General features: G+C 36.0%; 17 protein-coding genes. 12 read left to right on the forward strand and 5 right to left on the reverse strand.

Going from position 1 to position 18,354, the window contains the following annotated elements:
- The first annotated feature begins 108 nt into the window (after nt 1-108).
- A complete protein-coding gene (locus ACY2RS_RS05960; RefSeq protein WP_490097709.1) occupies nt 109-3,171 on the forward strand; it encodes a carboxypeptidase-like regulatory domain-containing protein in 3,063 nt (1,020 codons plus the stop codon).
- An 11-nt stretch (nt 3,172-3,182) separates the two neighbouring features.
- Nucleotides 3,183-6,269, forward strand: a complete 3,087-nt coding sequence (locus ACY2RS_RS05965; RefSeq protein ID WP_490097710.1) for a carboxypeptidase-like regulatory domain-containing protein — start codon at nt 3,183-3,185, stop codon at nt 6,267-6,269.
- A 1-nt stretch (nt 6,270) separates the two neighbouring features.
- Here the strand turns inward: ACY2RS_RS05965 and ACY2RS_RS05970 are convergent, their stop codons facing one another.
- The gene (locus ACY2RS_RS05970) at nt 6,271-6,939 is read right to left on the reverse strand and encodes an HD domain-containing protein (RefSeq protein WP_490097711.1); all 669 of its coding nucleotides are present in this window, start codon (nt 6,937-6,939) and stop codon (nt 6,271-6,273) included.
- Nucleotides 6,940-7,067: 128 nt separating this feature from the next.
- Between ACY2RS_RS05970 and ACY2RS_RS05975 the strand changes: the two genes are divergently transcribed.
- Nucleotides 7,068-8,777: a DUF2135 domain-containing protein gene (locus tag ACY2RS_RS05975; protein ID WP_490097712.1), complete on the forward strand. Its 1,710-nt coding sequence runs from the start codon at nt 7,068-7,070 to the stop codon at nt 8,775-8,777.
- Between the two features lie 3 nt (nt 8,778-8,780).
- Here the strand turns inward: ACY2RS_RS05975 and ACY2RS_RS05980 are convergent, their stop codons facing one another.
- Together ACY2RS_RS05980 and ACY2RS_RS05985 are read right to left on the reverse strand one after the other, a co-directional pair.
- Nucleotides 8,781-9,515, reverse strand: a complete 735-nt coding sequence (locus ACY2RS_RS05980; protein ID WP_490097713.1) for a lysophospholipid acyltransferase family protein — start codon at nt 9,513-9,515, stop codon at nt 8,781-8,783.
- 98 nt (nt 9,516-9,613) lie between these two features.
- Nucleotides 9,614-10,024 (reverse strand): BrxA/BrxB family bacilliredoxin, encoded by a 411-nt coding sequence (locus ACY2RS_RS05985; protein WP_490097714.1) that lies wholly within the window; start codon nt 10,022-10,024, stop codon nt 9,614-9,616.
- Nucleotides 10,025-10,179: 155 nt separating this feature from the next.
- Between ACY2RS_RS05985 and ACY2RS_RS05990 the strand changes: the two genes are divergently transcribed.
- A complete protein-coding gene (locus ACY2RS_RS05990) occupies nt 10,180-10,962 on the forward strand; it encodes a TerB family tellurite resistance protein (protein ID WP_490097715.1) in 783 nt (260 codons plus the stop codon).
- Between the two features lie 109 nt (nt 10,963-11,071).
- Here ACY2RS_RS05990 and ACY2RS_RS05995 read toward each other — a convergent pair whose 3' ends face one another.
- Nucleotides 11,072-11,449, reverse strand: a complete 378-nt coding sequence (locus tag ACY2RS_RS05995) for an endonuclease domain-containing protein (RefSeq protein WP_490097716.1) — start codon at nt 11,447-11,449, stop codon at nt 11,072-11,074.
- A 332-nt stretch (nt 11,450-11,781) separates the two neighbouring features.
- Between ACY2RS_RS05995 and ACY2RS_RS06000 the strand changes: the two genes are divergently transcribed.
- From ACY2RS_RS06000 to ACY2RS_RS06035, 8 genes are read left to right on the forward strand one after another with little or no spacing between them, the layout of a single operon-like run.
- Nucleotides 11,782-12,438: a metal-dependent transcriptional regulator gene (locus tag ACY2RS_RS06000; protein WP_490097717.1), complete on the forward strand. Its 657-nt coding sequence runs from the start codon at nt 11,782-11,784 to the stop codon at nt 12,436-12,438.
- A gap of 23 nt (nt 12,439-12,461) precedes the next feature.
- A complete protein-coding gene (locus ACY2RS_RS06005; protein WP_490097718.1) occupies nt 12,462-13,238 on the forward strand; it encodes a transporter in 777 nt (258 codons plus the stop codon).
- Between the two features lie 5 nt (nt 13,239-13,243).
- Nucleotides 13,244-14,158, forward strand: a complete 915-nt coding sequence (locus tag ACY2RS_RS06010; RefSeq protein WP_490097719.1) for a metal ABC transporter solute-binding protein, Zn/Mn family — start codon at nt 13,244-13,246, stop codon at nt 14,156-14,158.
- A 7-nt stretch (nt 14,159-14,165) separates the two neighbouring features.
- The gene (locus ACY2RS_RS06015; protein WP_490097720.1) at nt 14,166-14,903 is read left to right on the forward strand and encodes a metal ABC transporter ATP-binding protein; all 738 of its coding nucleotides are present in this window, start codon (nt 14,166-14,168) and stop codon (nt 14,901-14,903) included.
- Nucleotides 14,904-14,958: 55 nt separating this feature from the next.
- A complete protein-coding gene (locus ACY2RS_RS06020; protein ID WP_490097721.1) occupies nt 14,959-15,354 on the forward strand; it encodes a four helix bundle protein in 396 nt (131 codons plus the stop codon).
- A 2-nt stretch (nt 15,355-15,356) separates the two neighbouring features.
- Nucleotides 15,357-16,484: a metal ABC transporter permease gene (locus ACY2RS_RS06025; RefSeq protein WP_490097722.1), complete on the forward strand. Its 1,128-nt coding sequence runs from the start codon at nt 15,357-15,359 to the stop codon at nt 16,482-16,484.
- The gene (locus ACY2RS_RS06030; protein ID WP_490097723.1) at nt 16,477-17,637 is read left to right on the forward strand and encodes a metal ABC transporter permease; all 1,161 of its coding nucleotides are present in this window, start codon (nt 16,477-16,479) and stop codon (nt 17,635-17,637) included. The genes ACY2RS_RS06025 and ACY2RS_RS06030 overlap by 8 nt, the downstream gene beginning before the upstream one ends.
- 50 nt (nt 17,638-17,687) lie before the next feature.
- Nucleotides 17,688-18,098, forward strand: a complete 411-nt coding sequence (locus tag ACY2RS_RS06035; RefSeq protein WP_490097724.1) for a hypothetical protein — start codon at nt 17,688-17,690, stop codon at nt 18,096-18,098.
- A gap of 85 nt (nt 18,099-18,183) precedes the next feature.
- On the opposite strand, the gene ACY2RS_RS06040 is transcribed toward ACY2RS_RS06035, so the two are convergent.
- Entirely contained in the window at nt 18,184-18,342 is a 159-nt protein-coding gene (locus tag ACY2RS_RS06040; protein WP_490097725.1) for a hypothetical protein, read from the reverse strand.
- Nucleotides 18,343-18,354 lie beyond the last annotated feature (12 nt).

Consider the following 18,354-nt stretch of genomic DNA (forward strand, 5'->3'; position numbering starts at 1 on the left):
GGTGTATTTGTCTTGATTTATAAATAAAGACCCTTTCTTTTTTTAGTAGCGTTTTTCAATGTTTATCTTTAAAGAAAGTGCCGTTAAATCGTTTGAAATAAATAAGTTATGAGACAGGTTATATATATATTTGTTTTTCTATTTTTTTGTGGCTTTTCATTTGCTCAAAATGAAATATATATAGGAGCTACTGTTATTGATAGTGAAACTAAAAAACCAATACCCTATGTAAATATTGGGTTTTTTGAAAAAGGTATTGGAACCGTTAGTGACGAAAATGGGCATTTTAAATTAAGTTATTCTGAGGAAGAATTAAAAGGAACCCCTTCGTTACAGTTTTCATCGATCGGGTATGAACCTTTTTCTGTTGCCCATGATGAAATTCAAGACCTAACATCCTATTTAGTTTATGTAGCATTAACACCTAAAGAGAATAATCTTGAAGAGGTGGTCATTACAACTGCTAAACGAAATTTTGAAAAACTAGGAAGCGCTGTGTATGCAACAAAAGAAATGGGCTATTGGAGAAACATGGAAGGTCTAGGGGGCGAAATTGCAACACGCATTTCTGTAGACCATAAAAACACACAATTAAACAGCCTTACATTTAATATCCAAGAAAACCTATCTGATAGTTTATTAGTGCGTGTTAATGTCTACGACTATCATCGTGGTTATCCAGGAAAGAGTTTGTTGACCGAGAATATCTTTCATATGATAACAAAAAAGAAAGGGGAAGAAACAATCCCTTTAAAAGACTATAAAATAGTTGTAGATAATGATATTGTTGTAAGCATAGAGTTAGTCGAAATTTTTGGTGACGCTATTTATTTTGCTGTTTCTGCAAGTCCTTATAAAGGAACCTCTTATACTAGAAAATTAAGTCAGGACTATTGGAAACAATACCCAGACACCCGTGTGAGCTTTAATCTTATAAGCTCTTATCCAGATCCTTCGTATCGTCCAGTTGTGAAGGCTAGAGAAGTGCCAAATAAAATTAAAGTGTATTGGGACACCTCAACCAGCATGCAATATAGAGATCAAAAGAAAGAATTGAAATTACTAAAGAAATACCTTCGAAGTATCGGAAATGTTGACGTTGAGGTTTCAAAATTTGACACAAGTGTATACGAAACAAAAACCTTTAGTATCAAGAATGCCAAAGTCTCTGAAGTAATGAATTATTTAGAAGACAGCTTCTACCACGGCGCTTCATCTTTTAAAGATGTTTTGAAAAAAAACGCATTTCAATCAGATGTGACCTTGTTGTTCTCTGATGGCACCACATTTTTAGATCCGCTACAACCAGAAGTAAATAGCCACATTTTTACTATTAATAGTATAGCAAATGGGGATCATGTACAATTGCAGCAAGTCGCTTATTTTAACAAGGGGCACTATATTAATTTGCAACGAGTTGATGTGAGCGAAGGCTTGCGTTTTATGAAGAATGAACTTAAAGATAATATAAAGTATAGCGCCGTAAGAGCACAGTCTAGTGATGATATCTACGGAACTGTTTATACCGATAAAGGACCTATTCAAGGAGCCATTATTTCTGTGAAAGACACCTTTGTTTTTTCTGAAACAAATGCAGAAGGCGCTTACCGTATTCCTGCTTCAAAAGGAGATGTTCTTACCATAAACGCTTTTGGAATGATAGAAAAAGATACCGTAGTCGGGGCCTTAAAGAAAATGCAGATTCCTGTAAAACCTATAAACGAAGAACTTGATGAGGTAATTTTAAAAGCAAAGAGTACCCCAGACCCTGCACAAGAAATTGTAAAAACACCTTATGGTGAACGAAAAAGAGGAAGTGTTGGATATAGTCTTTCAAATACAATGACAAGTGAAGATATTAAATCTACAGATTTAGATTTGCATCAATTGTTAATGAAAATGCGAGGTATACAAGTACTTGGCATGAATGGCTTGGCTGGACAAGAACCTGTATATGTAATTAGAAAAAACAATCGTAACTCTCTAACTTTAAATGGTGGGCTAACCCTCCCAGCCATCATTATTGATGATATGATATTTGATCAAATGGCAGGTCAAAGGTTGCCTCCAGTGAATCCTCAACTTATTGAAAAAATTACTGTTTTAAGTACAGCACAGTCTATCAATAGATATGGTCAAATGGCTGCCTATGGTGCTATTGTTGTAGAGATAAAAAAAGATTTTGACAGAAATAAGCTGTTAGAATCAAAACCTAAAAAAGACCTAAGAGTTCAAGGCAATGAGTATGTTGAAGAAGTGATAACCCTTGAGAGTACAATTTCAAAACAAAAGAAACCACTCTATCTAACACAGTTATATAGCGCTCAAACGTTTCAAGAAGCAAAAGAAATCTATGAAACGCAACTTCAAAAAGAAATTTCAAAATCTATCGCATATTATGTAGAAGTAAGTACCTATTTTAAAAAATGGGATCCAAAGTTTGCAATTCAAGTGTTGTACACTATTGCAGATATTGCACCAAATAATCCCAAAGCATTAAAATCGTTGGCCTATCATTTGGAAAAACTGAATGCCTACGAAGGCGCACTAGCTGTATATCAACATATTGTTTCATTACAACCAGATAAAGTCCAATCGTATCTAGATGCAGCGCTGGCTTATAAGAATACGGGTGACTATAAAAAAGCGGCTGCATTATATACCCAGATGCTATATAATGCAATTCCTAATCTAGATTTCTCCATCGTAGAAGAAACCGTAGTAAATGAATTACATGATATTACAGAGAATCATAAAACTGCATTAGAGTTTACAGATTTACCAGAAGAATTACTACAAGTTGGTTTTAAAAAAGATGTTAGAATTGTTTTTGAGTGGAATGATCCATTAGCAGAGTTTGAACTTCAATTTGTGAACCCAGACAACAAATATGTTACCTTTAATCACACCTCATTTGAGAACTCAAGTATGATAGCACAGGAAATTTCAGAAGGTATTCAAACAAAAGAATTTGTTTTAGAAGATCCAACACCTGGAAAATGGCTGGTAAATATTGTTGCAAAAGGAAAACAGACGAAAAAGAATCCCACCTATTTAAAATATGTTGTTTACAAAGACTTTGGGCTTTCAACACAAACTAAAACCATGAAGATTATTTCATTACAGAAGTACCAAGAAAAAGTGACATTAGATGCCATTATCAACCTATAAAAACTAACGATATGAAACATACAATACTAAAATATAGTACGTATATAAGTTGCCTTTTAATCTCATATGGAGCAATAAGTCAAACTGTTTTTAGAGGATCTATTATCGATGAAGATACCCAAGAACCTATACCATTAGCAAGAGTCGCTGTTGTTGGTCAAGGCGTTGGAGAAATCACAAATGAAAAAGGAAATTTCACCTATCGAAAATACCATGAAGTATTAGACAAAGAAAGCGTTTTAAAAGTATCTGCCAAAGGCTACAAAACACTTTATAATGATGTTGATGTTATACGCCAAATGACACAGCGTAGAGGGCTTATAGCGCTCAAAAAAGAAGCGACGAACACCACCCAAACAAAGGAGAAGAAAGTAGCTGTTTTTTGGGATGCTTCTAGAAGGTCTTCAAGCTATACTATTGATGAAGACCTTTTATACTTGCGTTCGTTTCTTCAAAAAAATGCTGTTGCAGAACTTCAGGTAACTGCGTTTAATGATGGAATACTTTTTTCTGAAATATTTGAAAACCCAACCCTTGCTTTTACTGAAATTGAGGAGAAACTAAAACAGATAGAATTTCAGGGAATTTCAGATTTTGATCACATTCAATACAGTGATGTAGATGAGGTCTTGCTTTTTTCAAACAAACCTCCTGTTATTGGAACTCCTCAAGTAGATCAAGAAATTCCGTTTCATGTTTTTAATAGGCAAGCTACCAAGCAATCTGCAGCATATTTTCAAAAGATAACCAGGTTTACAGAAGCAACCTATGCTGAAACAATGGTTGATGAAAAACGAAACAATAGTGGTACAACTAAAATTTCAGAACCCATACTAGAAACAATAACAGGAACGGTTACTACAAGCAACAAAGGGATTAACTATGCCATGGTAGTAAAAGAAGGCAGTCTTGAGGAATTTTACACCAATGAAGCTGGAAATTTTGAGATTCCTGCGACAAATGGTGACCTGTTGACCATCTATTGTTTAGGACATTACCCCAAAAAAGTTGAGGTGACAAACCAAAAAAAGTATACAATAGCGTTGGTGCCTAAAGCTGAAATTTTAGAGGAAGTAGTATTGGAAGGGAAAATGAGCAAAGCACCAGAATATGACTATAATGAAGCAAAACAAACAGATAAAATTGGCAGCAGAAGAGTGCCTGTAAGGACTCTTAATAAAGAAGAATTTAGAAAAAACGCAACAGACATTGCAGAATTAATTGATGGCTACTTTGGGATTCGCTCAAAAAAAGCAAATGACGGAAGTAATAACACTAGCATTAAAGGATCTTGTGTGAAATTTCTAGTGGATGGTGTTATTACTCCTGCAGATCATATAAACATTTATACCATTGCGAGAATTACAGTGTACCACCCCTATAGCAGTGTATTACCCTGTCCGTCAAGAATTATCATAACAACCATATACCACCCAGATATTATTGACCAAAAACTGAGGAGATATGGTATAGATCCACTAAAAAACAATAACTACACAGAAGAAGTTCCTTTACTAGATGAAACGGCAACACCCTATTTCACTGAAAATACAATTACTGGAAAGGTGTTGTCTAATGGTGTTCCCCTTCAAAATGTGAGTATTCTTAAACAGGGATCGCTAAAAGAGTATACAACCAATAGTGAGGGACGTTTTTCTATAGAGGCTTCTAAAGGAGATATTTTAATACTAAAACATTTAGGGATGTATCCTAAAACCCTAGTAGTAGATGATAGGGATGCGTATGAAGTATCGCTCATAGCAAAAACAGAAGCGTTAGATGAGGTAGTACTTAGTGAAAAAGTAGAAAAATACGATACTAGATACGATTATTTTGATGAAGCATTAAGACTGGAAGTAGTTGATGGAAGAAAATATCTTACCAATAAAGTTTTTTTCAAGGAAGATATAAGCAAAGCTGGGTTGGATATTTTTGACATGTTGCACAGAAGTTCCACAAGAATAGAATGGAAAATAGACCCAAGAACTGGACAGAAAGCTTTTTATTATAAAACCAAAGGAAATTTGACAGCATTATTACCGATTGTTGATGGTGTACAAGTAACTTCAATTAATGTAGTTCCAAATAAAGTAGAGCGTATTAGTATTTCTATCCCCTATATTATTATTACTACAAGTAACCACCCAGATATTCGTAAAAAGTTTCTTGAAGACAACGATCTCACCATCAAAAATAACAGCTATGATGAAGAGGTTCCTGAGCTTAATTTTGATGCGATTCCATCTGGGTATATTGATGACGTTGCAAGACAACAAAGCACAAAAATAAAACTAGAAACCTATCATACACTTAAAGCTGATTATATTGATAAAGTAGATTTTTATGTAGATATGACGCTTTATTTTCAGCAAATAGACGCTGGTGTTGCAGGAATGATTCGATCTGATTTTGCACAGATAGCTGGTGACAATGTAAAAGCCTTGCGTATTTTGGCATATCTTAATGAACATGCTGGTGAGTATTTAAATGCTCAAAAAATATACGAACGTATTTTAGAATTAGCTCCTTCTCAAGCACAATCCTATAGAGATGTGGCTATGATTTACCAAGAAACCGGTGAGTATAACAAATCCCTTGAACTCTATATCAATATGTTGGGCGGCCAGATTAAAGGTGTCGATTTTACCTCTTTAGAAGTGCCTATTAGCAATGAATTAAAAAGATTGGTAAGCTTACACAAACACCGCATAGATTATAGTAGATTACCCAACGATTGGTTGGCTGTAGATTTTAACATCGATGTACGTTTAACACTAGATTGGAGTGACCCTAATGCGCCTTTTGAGTTTCAATTTGTAGATCCCAAGCGAAAGTTTTATACATGGCAATCTAATGCGAAAGAAGATGAAAATGTTGCTGCAAATCTTTCGGAAGAGTTTATTGTAGACGATGCAGCTTCTGGAAAATGGTTGGTAAATGTTAGATATACGGGTCTTGAGGGTGAAATCCATATTCCACCGTATTTAAAGTATACCATCTATAAAGATTACGGAACACCACAAGAAGAGAAGATGGTAAAACTCGTTCGCTTAGACAAGCAACTAGACAAGGTTACACTTGATAGTTTTGTGTATTAAATTAACGTTCTCCATTCCATTCGGCATAAAATTGCTCGAGAAATTGCACCATATATTGATGTCTTTCTTGGGCAATTTTTTTCCCTGTTTCAGTATTCATTTTATCTTTCAACAACAGTAGCTTTTCATAAAAATGATTGATGGTAGGTGCGTTAGATGCTTTATATTCTGCCGGAGTCATGTCTAGTTTTGGAGCAATCTCTGGATTGTAGATGGCTCTGTTTTTATAGCCTCCATAATTAAAAGTTCGAGCAATACCTATAGCTCCCAGAGCATCCAGACGATCTGCGTCTTGTACTACATCGAGCTCTTTTGAATGAAATACGTTAACGGTATTTCCCCCTTTAAATGAAATGTTTTCAATAATTTTTATAACGTGTGTTTGTATTTCTTCGGAAATATTCTCGGCCACTAAAAATGCCCTAGCTTTCTTAGGTCCTATGCTTTCATCACCATCATGAAACTTACTATCGGCAATATCATGTAATAAGGCTCCAAGGGTTACAATTGTGTGGTCTACGTCTTCTTCTTGAGCTATTAATACAGCGTTTTTATAAACTCTTTCAATATGAAACCAATCATGACCTCCTTCTGCACCTTTTAGTGTTTCTTTTACAAAAGCAATTGTGTTATCAAGAATGCTTTTGTATGATTTGGACAAAACTGTCATATTTTTAATTTTAAGTCGTTTGTAAATTAGTACTGTGGTTTAACACAAAATTGGCAATAAATATTGAAACAAATGAGGTGTTGGCGCTACAAATACAAATAATCAACCCATTAAATTAAATCGATTTCATGAGATATTTTACCATTTCAGAAGTAAAGAAAACATTTTTTATTTGTTTAATGATATGCGCTACTACCATAGTAAGTGCTCAAGAGAAAACAACCATCACAGGAACTGTCTCTGGTCCAGACGGTCCAATCCAGGGAGCAGTGGTTACTGCTAAGAACACCTTTAATGAGGTATCTACAAATAAAGATGGTGGTTTTGCAATGAAAGTAACAGAAGACGATACCGTGTTAGAGATTAGTTCTTTTGCTATGGAATATAAAGAAGTCTCTATTTCTAGAAGTGCACCTATGAAAATTATGCTAGAATATGATGGGCAGTTATTAGATGAGGTACTTCTTAAAGGAAAAGCAAAAGCAAAAGAAGAACTAGTAGAAACGGCATATGGGAAGCAAAATAAGAAGGCTTTAGGGTACAGTACTTCACAAGAACTTACCGAAAACGATATAAAAGATACCGACATTACAGTGTTTGATGTACTGCGTAAAATGCCAGGTGTAGAAATATTTGGAACCCCAGGGATTAACCAATCTATTATTTTCACAAAAAACAGGAGTATTACTTCACAGCCACCTGGAGTAGTGTTGGATGGTGTTTTATTAGATCAAAGTATATTAAATACCATGGCGCCAAGTGAGATTGCTTCCATAAAACTCTTAAAAAGTTTGAATGCAACCTTGAGATATGGCCAACTTGGTGCAGGAGGAATTATTATGATTACAACAAAACTAGGAAAAGGGAATACCTTAACAGCTGCAGAAAAAGCAAAATCACTTGAGGTAAAGGGAAACGAATATACAGAATCTGTACTACCATTAGCCTCGGTGAATAATAAACCTACCTATATCACTGCACTAGAGAAAACAGAAACCTTTGAAGAAGCCAAAGCATTATTTGAAAAGGAAAATAGAAAAGCAGCGAACAACACGATTCCTTTTTATATCCAAACATCCGACTATTTTATGCGATGGGATAAGCAATATTCTTTTGAAGTACTTTCAAATATTGCCAAGCTAGCACCTAACAATACGAAAGCTTTAAAAGCCTATGCATTTGCACTTGAGGAACGTGGAGAGTTTAAAAAAGTAGTAAGTATTTATAATAGAATTTTGGCTTTGCGTCCAGATAGCGCACAAGCATATAGAGACCTTGCCTTAGCCTGTGAAGCCGCAGGAGATTATGAAACATCGTTTGCCTTGTATTATCAAATTGTATACAACACAATACCCAATGTAGATTGTTCTGGTATTCAAGAGCTCGCTTATAATGAGTTTAGACATTTATTGGCGTTTCACAAAGCAAAAGTTCCATTTCAAAAATTGCCTAATGAAATGTTGAGCTTGGATTACAAGCATGATATCAGGATTGTTTTTGAATGGAGTCAACCCAATGTAGATTTTGATATTCAGTTTGTAAGTCCAGACCGCAAATTTTTTAATTGGACTCACACGAAATTTGATAACAAAGATCTCATTCAAAAAGAAATCAATGAAGGCTATGCCATTAAAGAGCATATTATTGATGATGCAGATAAGGGAACATGGATTATAAATATGGAGTTTTTAGAATATGAAAAGCCTAAAAATCCAACCTATTTAAAATATACTGTTTTTCAAGATTATGGGTTGCCAAGTGAGACAAAAACAACCAAAATAATTCCTATGAAAGACCTTCAAACTAAGGTTACCATAGATAGCTTTTTAAACAAGTAAGATTTATTTTTTAATGTTTTCTGAGACTATTTTTTCAACAGCATGGATGAGATTTTCTGTAGTATATTCTGAAATTTTAAGGGCTGGATGTACTTGATGTTTTAGATGAACCCCTACAGGCATCGGAAACATACCATAACGCTGCAATTTCCAGGAGTTATTGACACTAATGGGAAGCACATAACCTTGAGGAATTTGTTCAAATAAGGTTTTAAGGCCACGTTTTTTAAAGGGTTTAGGATTCCAATCTCTGCTTCGGGTTCCTTCAGCAAAAATGACCACACTTCTATTGTGTTTGGCAGCATATTGTCCTACTTCAATAATTTTTTGAGTCGCTTGCTCTGGTTTTTTTCGATCGATAAGTACAGAGGCACCATGTCTTAAATTATAAGAAATAGAAGGAATTCCTTTTCCTAATTCTTTTTTAGAAATAAAAGCCGGATGTAGTTTGCGTAAATACCAAATAATAGGAGGAATGTCCCACATGCTTTGATGATTTGAAACAATAACTAAAGGAACATCTTTAGGAATCTCTCCGTTGATAGAAAAGGTAAATCGAGTTCCCAAAACATTTAAACAACGCAGTAAAAACCAATTTAAAATATCGACACTGTCTTTATGTGCTTTGTAACCAAAAACGTTGTAACAAAACCATTGTATAGGGTGAAACACCACGATGGTAATCCCAAAGCAGAGGTAAAACAAAACACTAAAAGGATAGCTAATGATTTTTAACACGGGGGTGATGTTTTAAAATTTCCGAAGGTGTAAAAGTAAAAAATTCCGTCCACACCCAAATATGTAAACGGAATTTAGAATTTTGTACGCTTTAACGACTAGCAGTGCTCGTCAAAAGCTCCTTTAAGATTTTCTGCAATCATATCTGCAGGACGCCCTTCAATGTGATGACGCTCTAACATGTGCACCAATTCTCCATCTTTAAACAAAGCCATAGAAGGCGAGCTTGGAGGAAAAGGAACCATTTGAGAACGAGCCGCATCTACTGCTTCACGATCTACCCCTGCAAAAACAGTAACAAGATGATCTGGTTTTTTGCTATTTTGTAATGACATTCTAGCTCCTGGACGTGCATTTGCAGCGGCACAACCACAAACAGAATTTACTACTACTAAAGTAGTTCCTTCTTTGCTTAGCGCATCTGTTACGTCTTGTGCTGTATATAATTCTGAAAACCCAATAGCCGTAAGGTCTTCACGCATAGGTTTTACTAATTCTGGTGGATACATAATCTATAAATTTTAATAATTGTATGTAGCGACAAAGATAGGCAATAAGTTCGTTAATAATTCGCCAAATTTATAGGCTATTGGATCATTCAAATGTTTTTAGTGTAACAATTTAGCGTATTGCTTTACTTATATTTGTATCCTAATTATAATATATGTTTAGTATTCTAGGAGCCTTAGTAGGCTACAGTATTTATAGATTTCCAGGCGCTATAGCTGGCTTTTTTTTAGGAAGCTTCATTGACCAAATGAATGGCAAAAAACGAAAGGTTGGCCAAGGAGGTGGTCAAAGACGTAGTCGCAGTCAGCGTGATATTTTTAAAGATGTGTTTGATCAAGCACGCGGACAAAGTGTAAGTCCGGCAGATTTTGAGTTAAACCTCTTGTCATTGGCTTCTTTTGTTATCAAGGCAGATGGTACGGTGAGTCAGAGTGAGTTAGACTATGTGCGCCAGTACTTTGTGCAGGCCTATGGGAAAGAGCGTGCCAATGCTACGTTTAAAGTATTTAATGATGTTATAAAAAAGCGTGACATGTCTTCGCAGCGTATAGCTACCTTGTTACGATCAAAAACGAGATACGAGTCTAGACTACAAATCTTACATTTCTTATTTAGCATTGCCAATGCAGACGGCACTGTAACGACGAGTGAAGTAAATGTAATTCAACAAATCGCGGGTTATTTAGCGATACAATCTGCAGATTTCCAGAGCATCAAAGCCATGTTCTTTAAAAATCCAGACAGTGCCTATAAAATTCTAGAAATAGAAAAAACGGCCACCGTTGCCGAAATTAAAAAAGCCTATCGAACCATGGCCAAGAAATACCATCCAGATAAATTAGTAGATATGGATGAAGCCTATAGAAAAGGCGCTGAAGACAAGTTCAGAAAAGTCCAAGAAGCTTACGAAAAACTTCAGAAAGAGCGCGGGTTTTAGAGATTGTAGTTGCATAACAATGTAACACCCCTCTTAGCCCCTCCTCAAGGTGGGAGTTTCGCAACATCCTGTGTTGTGTAACTAATCGAATTGTCCCCTTGAGGGGACTTTAGGGGTGTTTTTCCTTCAGTAGATTTAATACTTTTTCTTTGATAGCCATTTCAACACTAAACATATCTTTTTTGACTTCAAGATCTGTGAATCTTAAAAATGTGATGTTATATTTTTCTAGTGCATTTTGTCTTTTTTTATCTTGAAAATATTTGTGTTCGTGACTTTTACCGTCTATTTCTAGAGCTAGTTTTAATTCATGACAATAAAAATCGACAATGTAATTTAACAAAGGGACTTGCCTATGAAATTCTACTCCAAAACTTCTTTTTTTTATTTTTTTCCAAAGAATAATTTCAGACAAAGTGCTGTTTTTCCTTAATTCTCTAGCAAATAGTTTTAGATTTTTGTTGTAGGGAATAATTTCATTTTTCATTTAAAAAGCGATAGCAGACCAATTCTTTAAAAAATTCAAAAAAGATCATAGTTTGAAATCAAAAGATCTAGATGCGTGCTATTTTTTGCTAAGGGAAGTTCATCAAATGTAGTGAAAATTAGGAATTGGATTATTTCGTTTTAATATAATTTGGAATTACACCCCCCGTAGCCCCCCTCAAGGGGGGAGTTTTTCGTAACCCTCTAAACTAGGTGTTCTAATTGAATTGTCCCCTTGAGGGGACTTTAGGGTTTTTTTTTACAGCACTTAATTTTTAGCTACATCTAAAAATTAAACACAGAGTTGTCAAAAAATAATTTTACCTTTGTCATATGTATTCATTAGCCGAAGAAAATTATATCAAGACCATTTTTCATCTAGAGCAGGGGCAAAAAGGTGCAGTAAGTACCAATGCTATTGCCGATAGTATGGAGACTAAAGCTTCTTCTGCTACAGACATGGTGCAAAAATTAGCCGAAAAAAAAGTGCTTTCATATGTAAAGTACAAAGGAGCACAACTTACAGAGAACGGCAAAAAAGTAGCTGCCAATATCGTAAGAAAGCACAGATTGTGGGAGGTTTTTTTAGTAGACAAACTAAAATTTCACTGGGATGAGGTGCATGAAATTGCAGAGCAGTTAGAGCATATTCAATCTCCAGAATTAATCAAGCGTTTAGATAAGTATCTAGGTAGCCCAGCTTTTGATCCACACGGTGATCCTATTCCAGATGAACACGGAAACTTTAAAAAGACCGAGAAGAAATTACTGTCTCAATTAAAGAAAAAACAATTTGGTGTTTGTGTGGGAGTGAAAGAATCAAGCCCAGAATATTTGCAATACTTAGATAAAAAGAAGATTAGTATAGGAACCAAAATCAATGTTCTTGGTAAAGAGTTTTTTGATGGATCTATGGTGATTCAAGTGGGGAGAGATCAATTTTTTATTTCCAAAAAGATTGCCGAAAATTTATACGTACAAACAAGTTAACACCCCCAATAATATTTCAGAAGATGAAAAAAGGATTATTTTTTATTTCACTACTACTAGGACTACCTGTACTAGCTCAAGAAGAAAGGCCTGAATTAATTACAGATAGACCCGATGCTACCGAGGCACCAAGCACAGTACCTAAAGGAGCTTTGCAAATTGAAACAGGGGCTCTCTACACTAGTTTTGAAGAAAACAACATACAACAAGAAACCTATACGTTTAACACCACGCTATTGCGATATGGACTCTTAGAAAACTTAGAGCTTCGTTTGGGTTGGAATCTTGAGGAAGGAAGGAATACTGTAAATGGACAGCAACTAGACAATGTAATAAGCGGTTTTTCTCCTTTATTAGCTGGTGTAAAAATTAACATTACCGAAGAAAAAGGGTGGTTGCCAACCATGGGCTTTATTGGTCATATTTTCTTGCCTTTTACCGCTAGCGATGATTATAAACCAGAAACCACATCAGCCGATTTTAGATTTGCCTTTGATCATACGTTGTCAGAAAAGTCTAGCATAGCCTATAATCTAGGAGCGCAATGGGAAGCCTATAATCCTGAGATTGCCTATATATATACCATTGCGTATGGGTATGGTATTACAGATACCTTTGGTTTTTATGCTGAGTTGTATGGGGATTTTCCAGAGAACAACCGCGCTAACCATTTGTGGGATGCGGGACTCACCTATTTGGTATTGCCAAATTTACAGTTAGATGCTACTGTTGGTACCAGTATTACTAAAGGGCAAGATTTGCTCTTGAGTGCTGGATTGAGTTATAGAATATTTAAATAATGAAGATGAAAAAATATATTGTACTTATAGTATTTGCAACTTTGTTTGGCTGTAAAAATGAAGGAAAAGAAGCTGGCAATGCCGAAATGTTAAATGTCGTGACTACTACGTCCATGATTACCGACCTTGTAAAGAACATAGGAGGTGATTTTGTAAATGTGCAAGGACTCATGGGTGCTGGAGTTGATCCTCACTTATATAAAGCAAGTGAAGGAGATGTTTCTAAACTCTTTAAAGCCGATGTTATTTTTTACAATGGCTTGCACTTAGAAGGAAAACTAGTAGAAGTTTTCGAGAAAATGGAGGCACAAAAAAGCACGGTTGCTCTAGGAGAATTTTTACCTAAAGAAGAGCTTATAGGTTCCGATTATTTTGCTTCAAATTACGATCCGCATGTATGGTTTAACATTGAGTATTTTAAACAATTTGCAGAGAAGGTAACTGATGTGTTGTCTAAACAAGACCCGAAAAATGCAGTGAATTTTATTGAAAACAATAAAAAATTTCAGCAACAATTAACAGTCCTTGAAGGGGAAGTAAACAACACGATTGCAAAACTCCCAGAAGAAAAAAGAATCTTAGTAACTGCGCATGATGCGTTTAATTACTTCGGAAAATCGTACGGTTTCCAGGTAGTTGGTTTGCAGGGTTTGTCTACTGCTACCGAAGCTGGCGTGCAAGACGTGCAAAAGCTGTCAGATTTTATCATTGAAAATAAAGTGAAAGCCATTTTTGTAGAGAGTTCTGTGCCCATTAGAACCATAGAAGCATTGAAAGCTGCGGTGCTTTCCAAAAAGCATGAAGTGGTCATTGGAGGTTCTTTGTACAGTGATGCCCTTGGAGATGCGGGTACTATTGAAGGCACCTACCTTGGCATGTTTCGATATAATGTGAATACCATTGTTAATGCTTTACAATAAATAAAAGATGTCACAAAAAATAGCCATACAAGTAGATGATCTCACGGTAGCCTATAACTATAAGCCTGTATTGTGGGATATAGATTTGGTGGTACCCGAAGGCGTTTTAATGGCTATAGTAGGTCCTAATGGCGCCGGAAAGTCTACACTTATTAAAGCGGTGTTAGGTATCATCGATCCTATTGCAGGGAGTGTTGCTATTTATGGGGAGCCTTATGAAAAACAACGAAAGTTGGTTGCTTATGTGCCTCAAAAGGGAAGTGTAGATTGGGATTTCCCTACCACAGCACTCGATGTAGTGATGATGGGTACTTATGGAAGTTTAGGTTGGATTAAAAGACCCGGACAAAAAGAAAAGAAAGCTGCACTGGAAGCCCTTGAAAAAGTAGGGATGTTGTCTTTTAAAAGTAGACAAATTAGTCAGTTAAGCGGCGGACAACAACAACGTGTATTTTTAGCAAGAGCCTTGGTGCAAAACGCTTCCATATACTTTATGGATGAACCTTTTCAAGGCGTAGATGCTACTACAGAAATTGCTATTATCAACATCTTAAAAGAATTACGTAAAGCAGGCAAAACAGTAGTGGTAGTGCACCATGATTTACAAACCGTTCCAGAATATTTCGACTGGGTGACCTTTTTAAATGTCAAGAAGATTGCCACGGGTCCGGTAAAGGAGATTTTTAATGACGATAATTTAACAAAGACCTATGGTATTAACTATAAGGTGGCGGTAAATAAATAGACCTTAGACTTTAGTCTTTAGTCTTTAGTCGTTGGGAATTGTTAAAGGATAGTATATGGACAAACCAATATTTAAATTTGAAGAATTAAAAGTATATCAGAAGTCTTTAGATTTTGCAGACAATATTTACCTACTTACCAAGGATTTTCCTAAAGATGAATTATATGGTTTAACATCTCAATATAGAAGAGCTGCCATCTCAATTTCTTTAAATATAGCTGAAGGCGCTGGAGATTCAGATGCTCAATTTAATAGGTACCTTCAAATTTCTCAAAATTCTATTAAAGAATGTTTGGTTTGTTCGACATTAGCTAAAAGACAAAACTATTGTACTGAAAAGCAAGACAATGAAACAAGAATAGTGTTATCACAAATGGCAAAAATAATAACCAATCTTCAAAAGTATTTAAAGAAAAACACTAACGACCAACGACCAACGACCAACAACTAAAAATGAGTTTAAGCGAATATTTCAATCTTCTTTTCACAGATTATACCCTACGTACCATTACGCTAGGTACGGCTGTGTTGGGTGCTATCTGTGGGATGTTGGGGAGCTTTGCGGTGTTACGGAAGCAAAGTTTATTGGGAGATGCTATTTCGCATGCTGCACTACCTGGGATTGCCATTGCCTTTTTAATTACTGGCGCAAAAGACACCAATGTATTGTTATTAGGAGCTTTAATTAGCGGACTCATAGGTACCTTTTGGATTCGAGGGATGATTACCAAAACCCATTTAAAAAGCGATACCGCATTGGGCTTAATTTTATCTTTGTTTTTTGGGTTTGGAATGTTATTACTCACGTTTATTCAAAAGCAACCCAATGCCAATCAGGCGGGATTAGACAAATATTTGTTTGGGCAGGCAGCCACCTTGGTAGCGAGCGATGTATTGCTTATGGTCATTGTAACTGCCATTGCACTCGGGGTTATGTTATTGTTTTGGAAAGAGTTTAAACTATTATTGTTCGATGCATATTATACCAAGACACTGGGTTTTAATACCAAGTTTATAGACATTTTAATTACCTTTTTTATTGTACTCGCAATTGTTTTAGGGTTACAAACCGTTGGTGTTGTCCTTATGAGTGCCATGCTATTAGCGCCTGCAGCGGCTGCAAGACAATGGACCAATAGTCTGGCGGTGATGGTTTTTCTTGCGGCTTTATTTGGTGCTTTTTCGGGAGTGTTTGGAACTGCCATTAGTGCTACGCAAAACAACCTTTCTACGGGGCCTGTAATTGTGTTGGTAGCTAGTGTTTTTGTAGGTGTTTCGTTTATTTTTTCTCCAGGACGTGGCTTATTGTTTAAGCAAATACGACTCATTAAAAACAGACGTGATTTACAACTCAAAAAGACCTTGCAATTCATGTATGGCATTGCGCAAACGCATGAAAATATTGACCATCCACATGCCATTAAAATTTTGAACAACTTTCAGGGGTTCACAAAAAAATCATTACAAGCACTAGAAGAGAAAGAATGGATTGTCCTTACCAAACAAAACTGGGCTATGACCCAAAAGGGCTTTAAAGAAGCTGCCAATATGTTTAATCAACAAATACAGCAGCATGACTAATCCGCAACTAGAAATACAACTTATTGCAGCCCTAGTAGCTGTTGCCTGTGCGATTCCAGGTGTGTTTTTGGTATTACGCAAAATGGCCTTGATTAGTGATGCCATTAGTCATTCTATTTTACCAGGAATTGTACTTGGGTTTTTTATCACACACGATTTAAACTCGCCAATTTTAATTATTCTTGCTGCACTCACGGGAATTATTACCGTAGTATTAGTAGAGCGTATCCAAAAAACAGGCTTGGTAAAAGAAGATACGGCTATTGGGTTGGTCTTTCCTGCACTCTTTAGTATTGGAGTGATCATGATTGCTAAAAATGCCAACGATGTACACCTCGATGTAGATGCCGTCTTGTTGGGTGAATTAGCCTTCGCGCCTTTCGATAGAATGATGCTGTCGGGCATGGACATGGGACCAAAATCGCTTTGGATTATGGGGATTATTTTGGTGATAACGATAAGCTTATTATTGCTGTTTTTTAAAGAATTGAAGGTAAGTACCTTTGATGTTGGCTTATCATCTGCACTTGGTTTTTCGCCTGCCATTTTACATTATGGGCTCATGTCTGTTTCGTCTGTGACTGTTGTAGGTGCCTTTGAAGCAGTAGGTGCAATTTTGGTAGTCGCGCTTATGATTGCCCCCGCAGCTGCCGCCTATTTACTCACGGCAGATCTTAAAAAGATGCTGTGGCTTTCTATTGCATTTGGTGTTTTTTCGGCCATTGCTGGCTATTGGGTCGCGCACTGGTTAGATGCCTCTATTGCTGGTTCTATTGCAACGGTGCTAGGTTTGGTGTTTTTACTAGTGTATTTATTTGCACCCAAAAAAGGCTTACTGTCTGTCTTGTATCGACAAAAACAACAACGAACAGAAGTATCACTACTTACTTTTTTATTGCACCTAAACAACCATCAAGAAATGGAAGAACGCCATATCAACCATTTGCGAGAGCATATTAATTGGCAGCAGGTAAAAGCCAAAACAGTGGTAGCTTTGGCGCTCGATAATAACATGATTACCATAAAAGAAGACATTATCTCACTCACAAAAAAAGGAACCGAATTTACCAACACCGCTTTAGAATATATTATCACAAACAAGGACGAAAAAATTGAACACCTAAAAGACGATTTCTTTCTCTTTAGAGGTTAAGATGAAACTCGGCATGATTTTTAACGTCTTTAGGATATAAAACCATCTTTATGAAAAACATACTACTCATACTTAGTCTCATCATTTGTACGCAAGCCATGGCTCAAAAAGAAGTAAAAGTTCCTACCATAGCATTTAAAGTGCCCTTAGGTGAAACGATTACAAGAGGAGTTGTTGCTATTACACTTGCTGAAATTTTAGAAGACTCAAGATGTCCTAGCGATGTTACCTGCGTCTGGGCAGGTAGGGCTAAAGTAAGAGTATTGGTGACCATCGATGGTAAAGAAACCGAAGATCATATTGTGCTTTTTGAAAGAGGCAAACAAACAGAAATTGCAACCACAGAAGACTGTGTGCTTAAAGCAATGAAATTGTCACCCTATCCAACTTCAGCGACCAAGAACAATATAGCCTACGAACTGCTAGTAGCCGAAACCTGTAACATTTCCGAAGAAGAATAGATTAGTATTCAGTGCTCAGTTGTAGTATGCAGTTTTATAGTTTTCATTGAAAACTGCCACTGTTATACTTTTCTCAATAGATAGGTTAATGACACCCACAATTGTCACTCCCACACTTGGTATTTCCACCATCTAAAGTACCTATGGATTTTTTTTTCTTTTCTGAAAAAGGAGACCACACAAAGGTGTTAATTAAATAACCCGCTGCTGCTAAAAAAGTGAGTATGACAAATAGTTGCTGCATGATTTGTTGTTT

The organism is Patiriisocius sp. 208BN25-11, assembly GCF_058147145.1.

What these genes read in the sequence shown, in the direction of transcription:
- ACY2RS_RS05960 (WP_490097709.1), top strand. Translation starts at nt 109, where the DNA reads ATGAGACAGGTTATATATATATTTGTTTTTCTATTTTTTTGTGGCTTT.
- ACY2RS_RS05965 (WP_490097710.1), top strand. Translation starts at nt 3,183, where the DNA reads ATGAAACATACAATACTAAAATATAGTACGTATATAAGTTGCCTTTTA.
- ACY2RS_RS05970 (WP_490097711.1), bottom strand. Translation starts at nt 6,939, where the DNA reads ATGACAGTTTTGTCCAAATCATACAAAAGCATTCTTGATAACACAATT.
- ACY2RS_RS05975 (WP_490097712.1), top strand. Translation starts at nt 7,068, where the DNA reads ATGAGATATTTTACCATTTCAGAAGTAAAGAAAACATTTTTTATTTGT.
- ACY2RS_RS05985 (WP_490097714.1), bottom strand. Translation starts at nt 10,024, where the DNA reads ATGTATCCACCAGAATTAGTAAAACCTATGCGTGAAGACCTTACGGCT.
- ACY2RS_RS05990 (WP_490097715.1), top strand. Translation starts at nt 10,180, where the DNA reads ATGTTTAGTATTCTAGGAGCCTTAGTAGGCTACAGTATTTATAGATTT.
- ACY2RS_RS05995 (WP_490097716.1), bottom strand. Translation starts at nt 11,449, where the DNA reads ATGAAAAATGAAATTATTCCCTACAACAAAAATCTAAAACTATTTGCT.
- ACY2RS_RS06000 (WP_490097717.1), top strand. Translation starts at nt 11,782, where the DNA reads ATGTATTCATTAGCCGAAGAAAATTATATCAAGACCATTTTTCATCTA.
- ACY2RS_RS06005 (WP_490097718.1), top strand. Translation starts at nt 12,462, where the DNA reads ATGAAAAAAGGATTATTTTTTATTTCACTACTACTAGGACTACCTGTA.
- ACY2RS_RS06010 (WP_490097719.1), top strand. Translation starts at nt 13,244, where the DNA reads ATGAAAAAATATATTGTACTTATAGTATTTGCAACTTTGTTTGGCTGT.
- ACY2RS_RS06015 (WP_490097720.1), top strand. Translation starts at nt 14,166, where the DNA reads ATGTCACAAAAAATAGCCATACAAGTAGATGATCTCACGGTAGCCTAT.
- ACY2RS_RS06020 (WP_490097721.1), top strand. Translation starts at nt 14,959, where the DNA reads ATGGACAAACCAATATTTAAATTTGAAGAATTAAAAGTATATCAGAAG.
- ACY2RS_RS06025 (WP_490097722.1), top strand. Translation starts at nt 15,357, where the DNA reads ATGAGTTTAAGCGAATATTTCAATCTTCTTTTCACAGATTATACCCTA.
- ACY2RS_RS06030 (WP_490097723.1), top strand. Translation starts at nt 16,477, where the DNA reads ATGACTAATCCGCAACTAGAAATACAACTTATTGCAGCCCTAGTAGCT.
- ACY2RS_RS06035 (WP_490097724.1), top strand. Translation starts at nt 17,688, where the DNA reads ATGAAAAACATACTACTCATACTTAGTCTCATCATTTGTACGCAAGCC.
- ACY2RS_RS06040 (WP_490097725.1), bottom strand. Translation starts at nt 18,342, where the DNA reads ATGCAGCAACTATTTGTCATACTCACTTTTTTAGCAGCAGCGGGTTAT.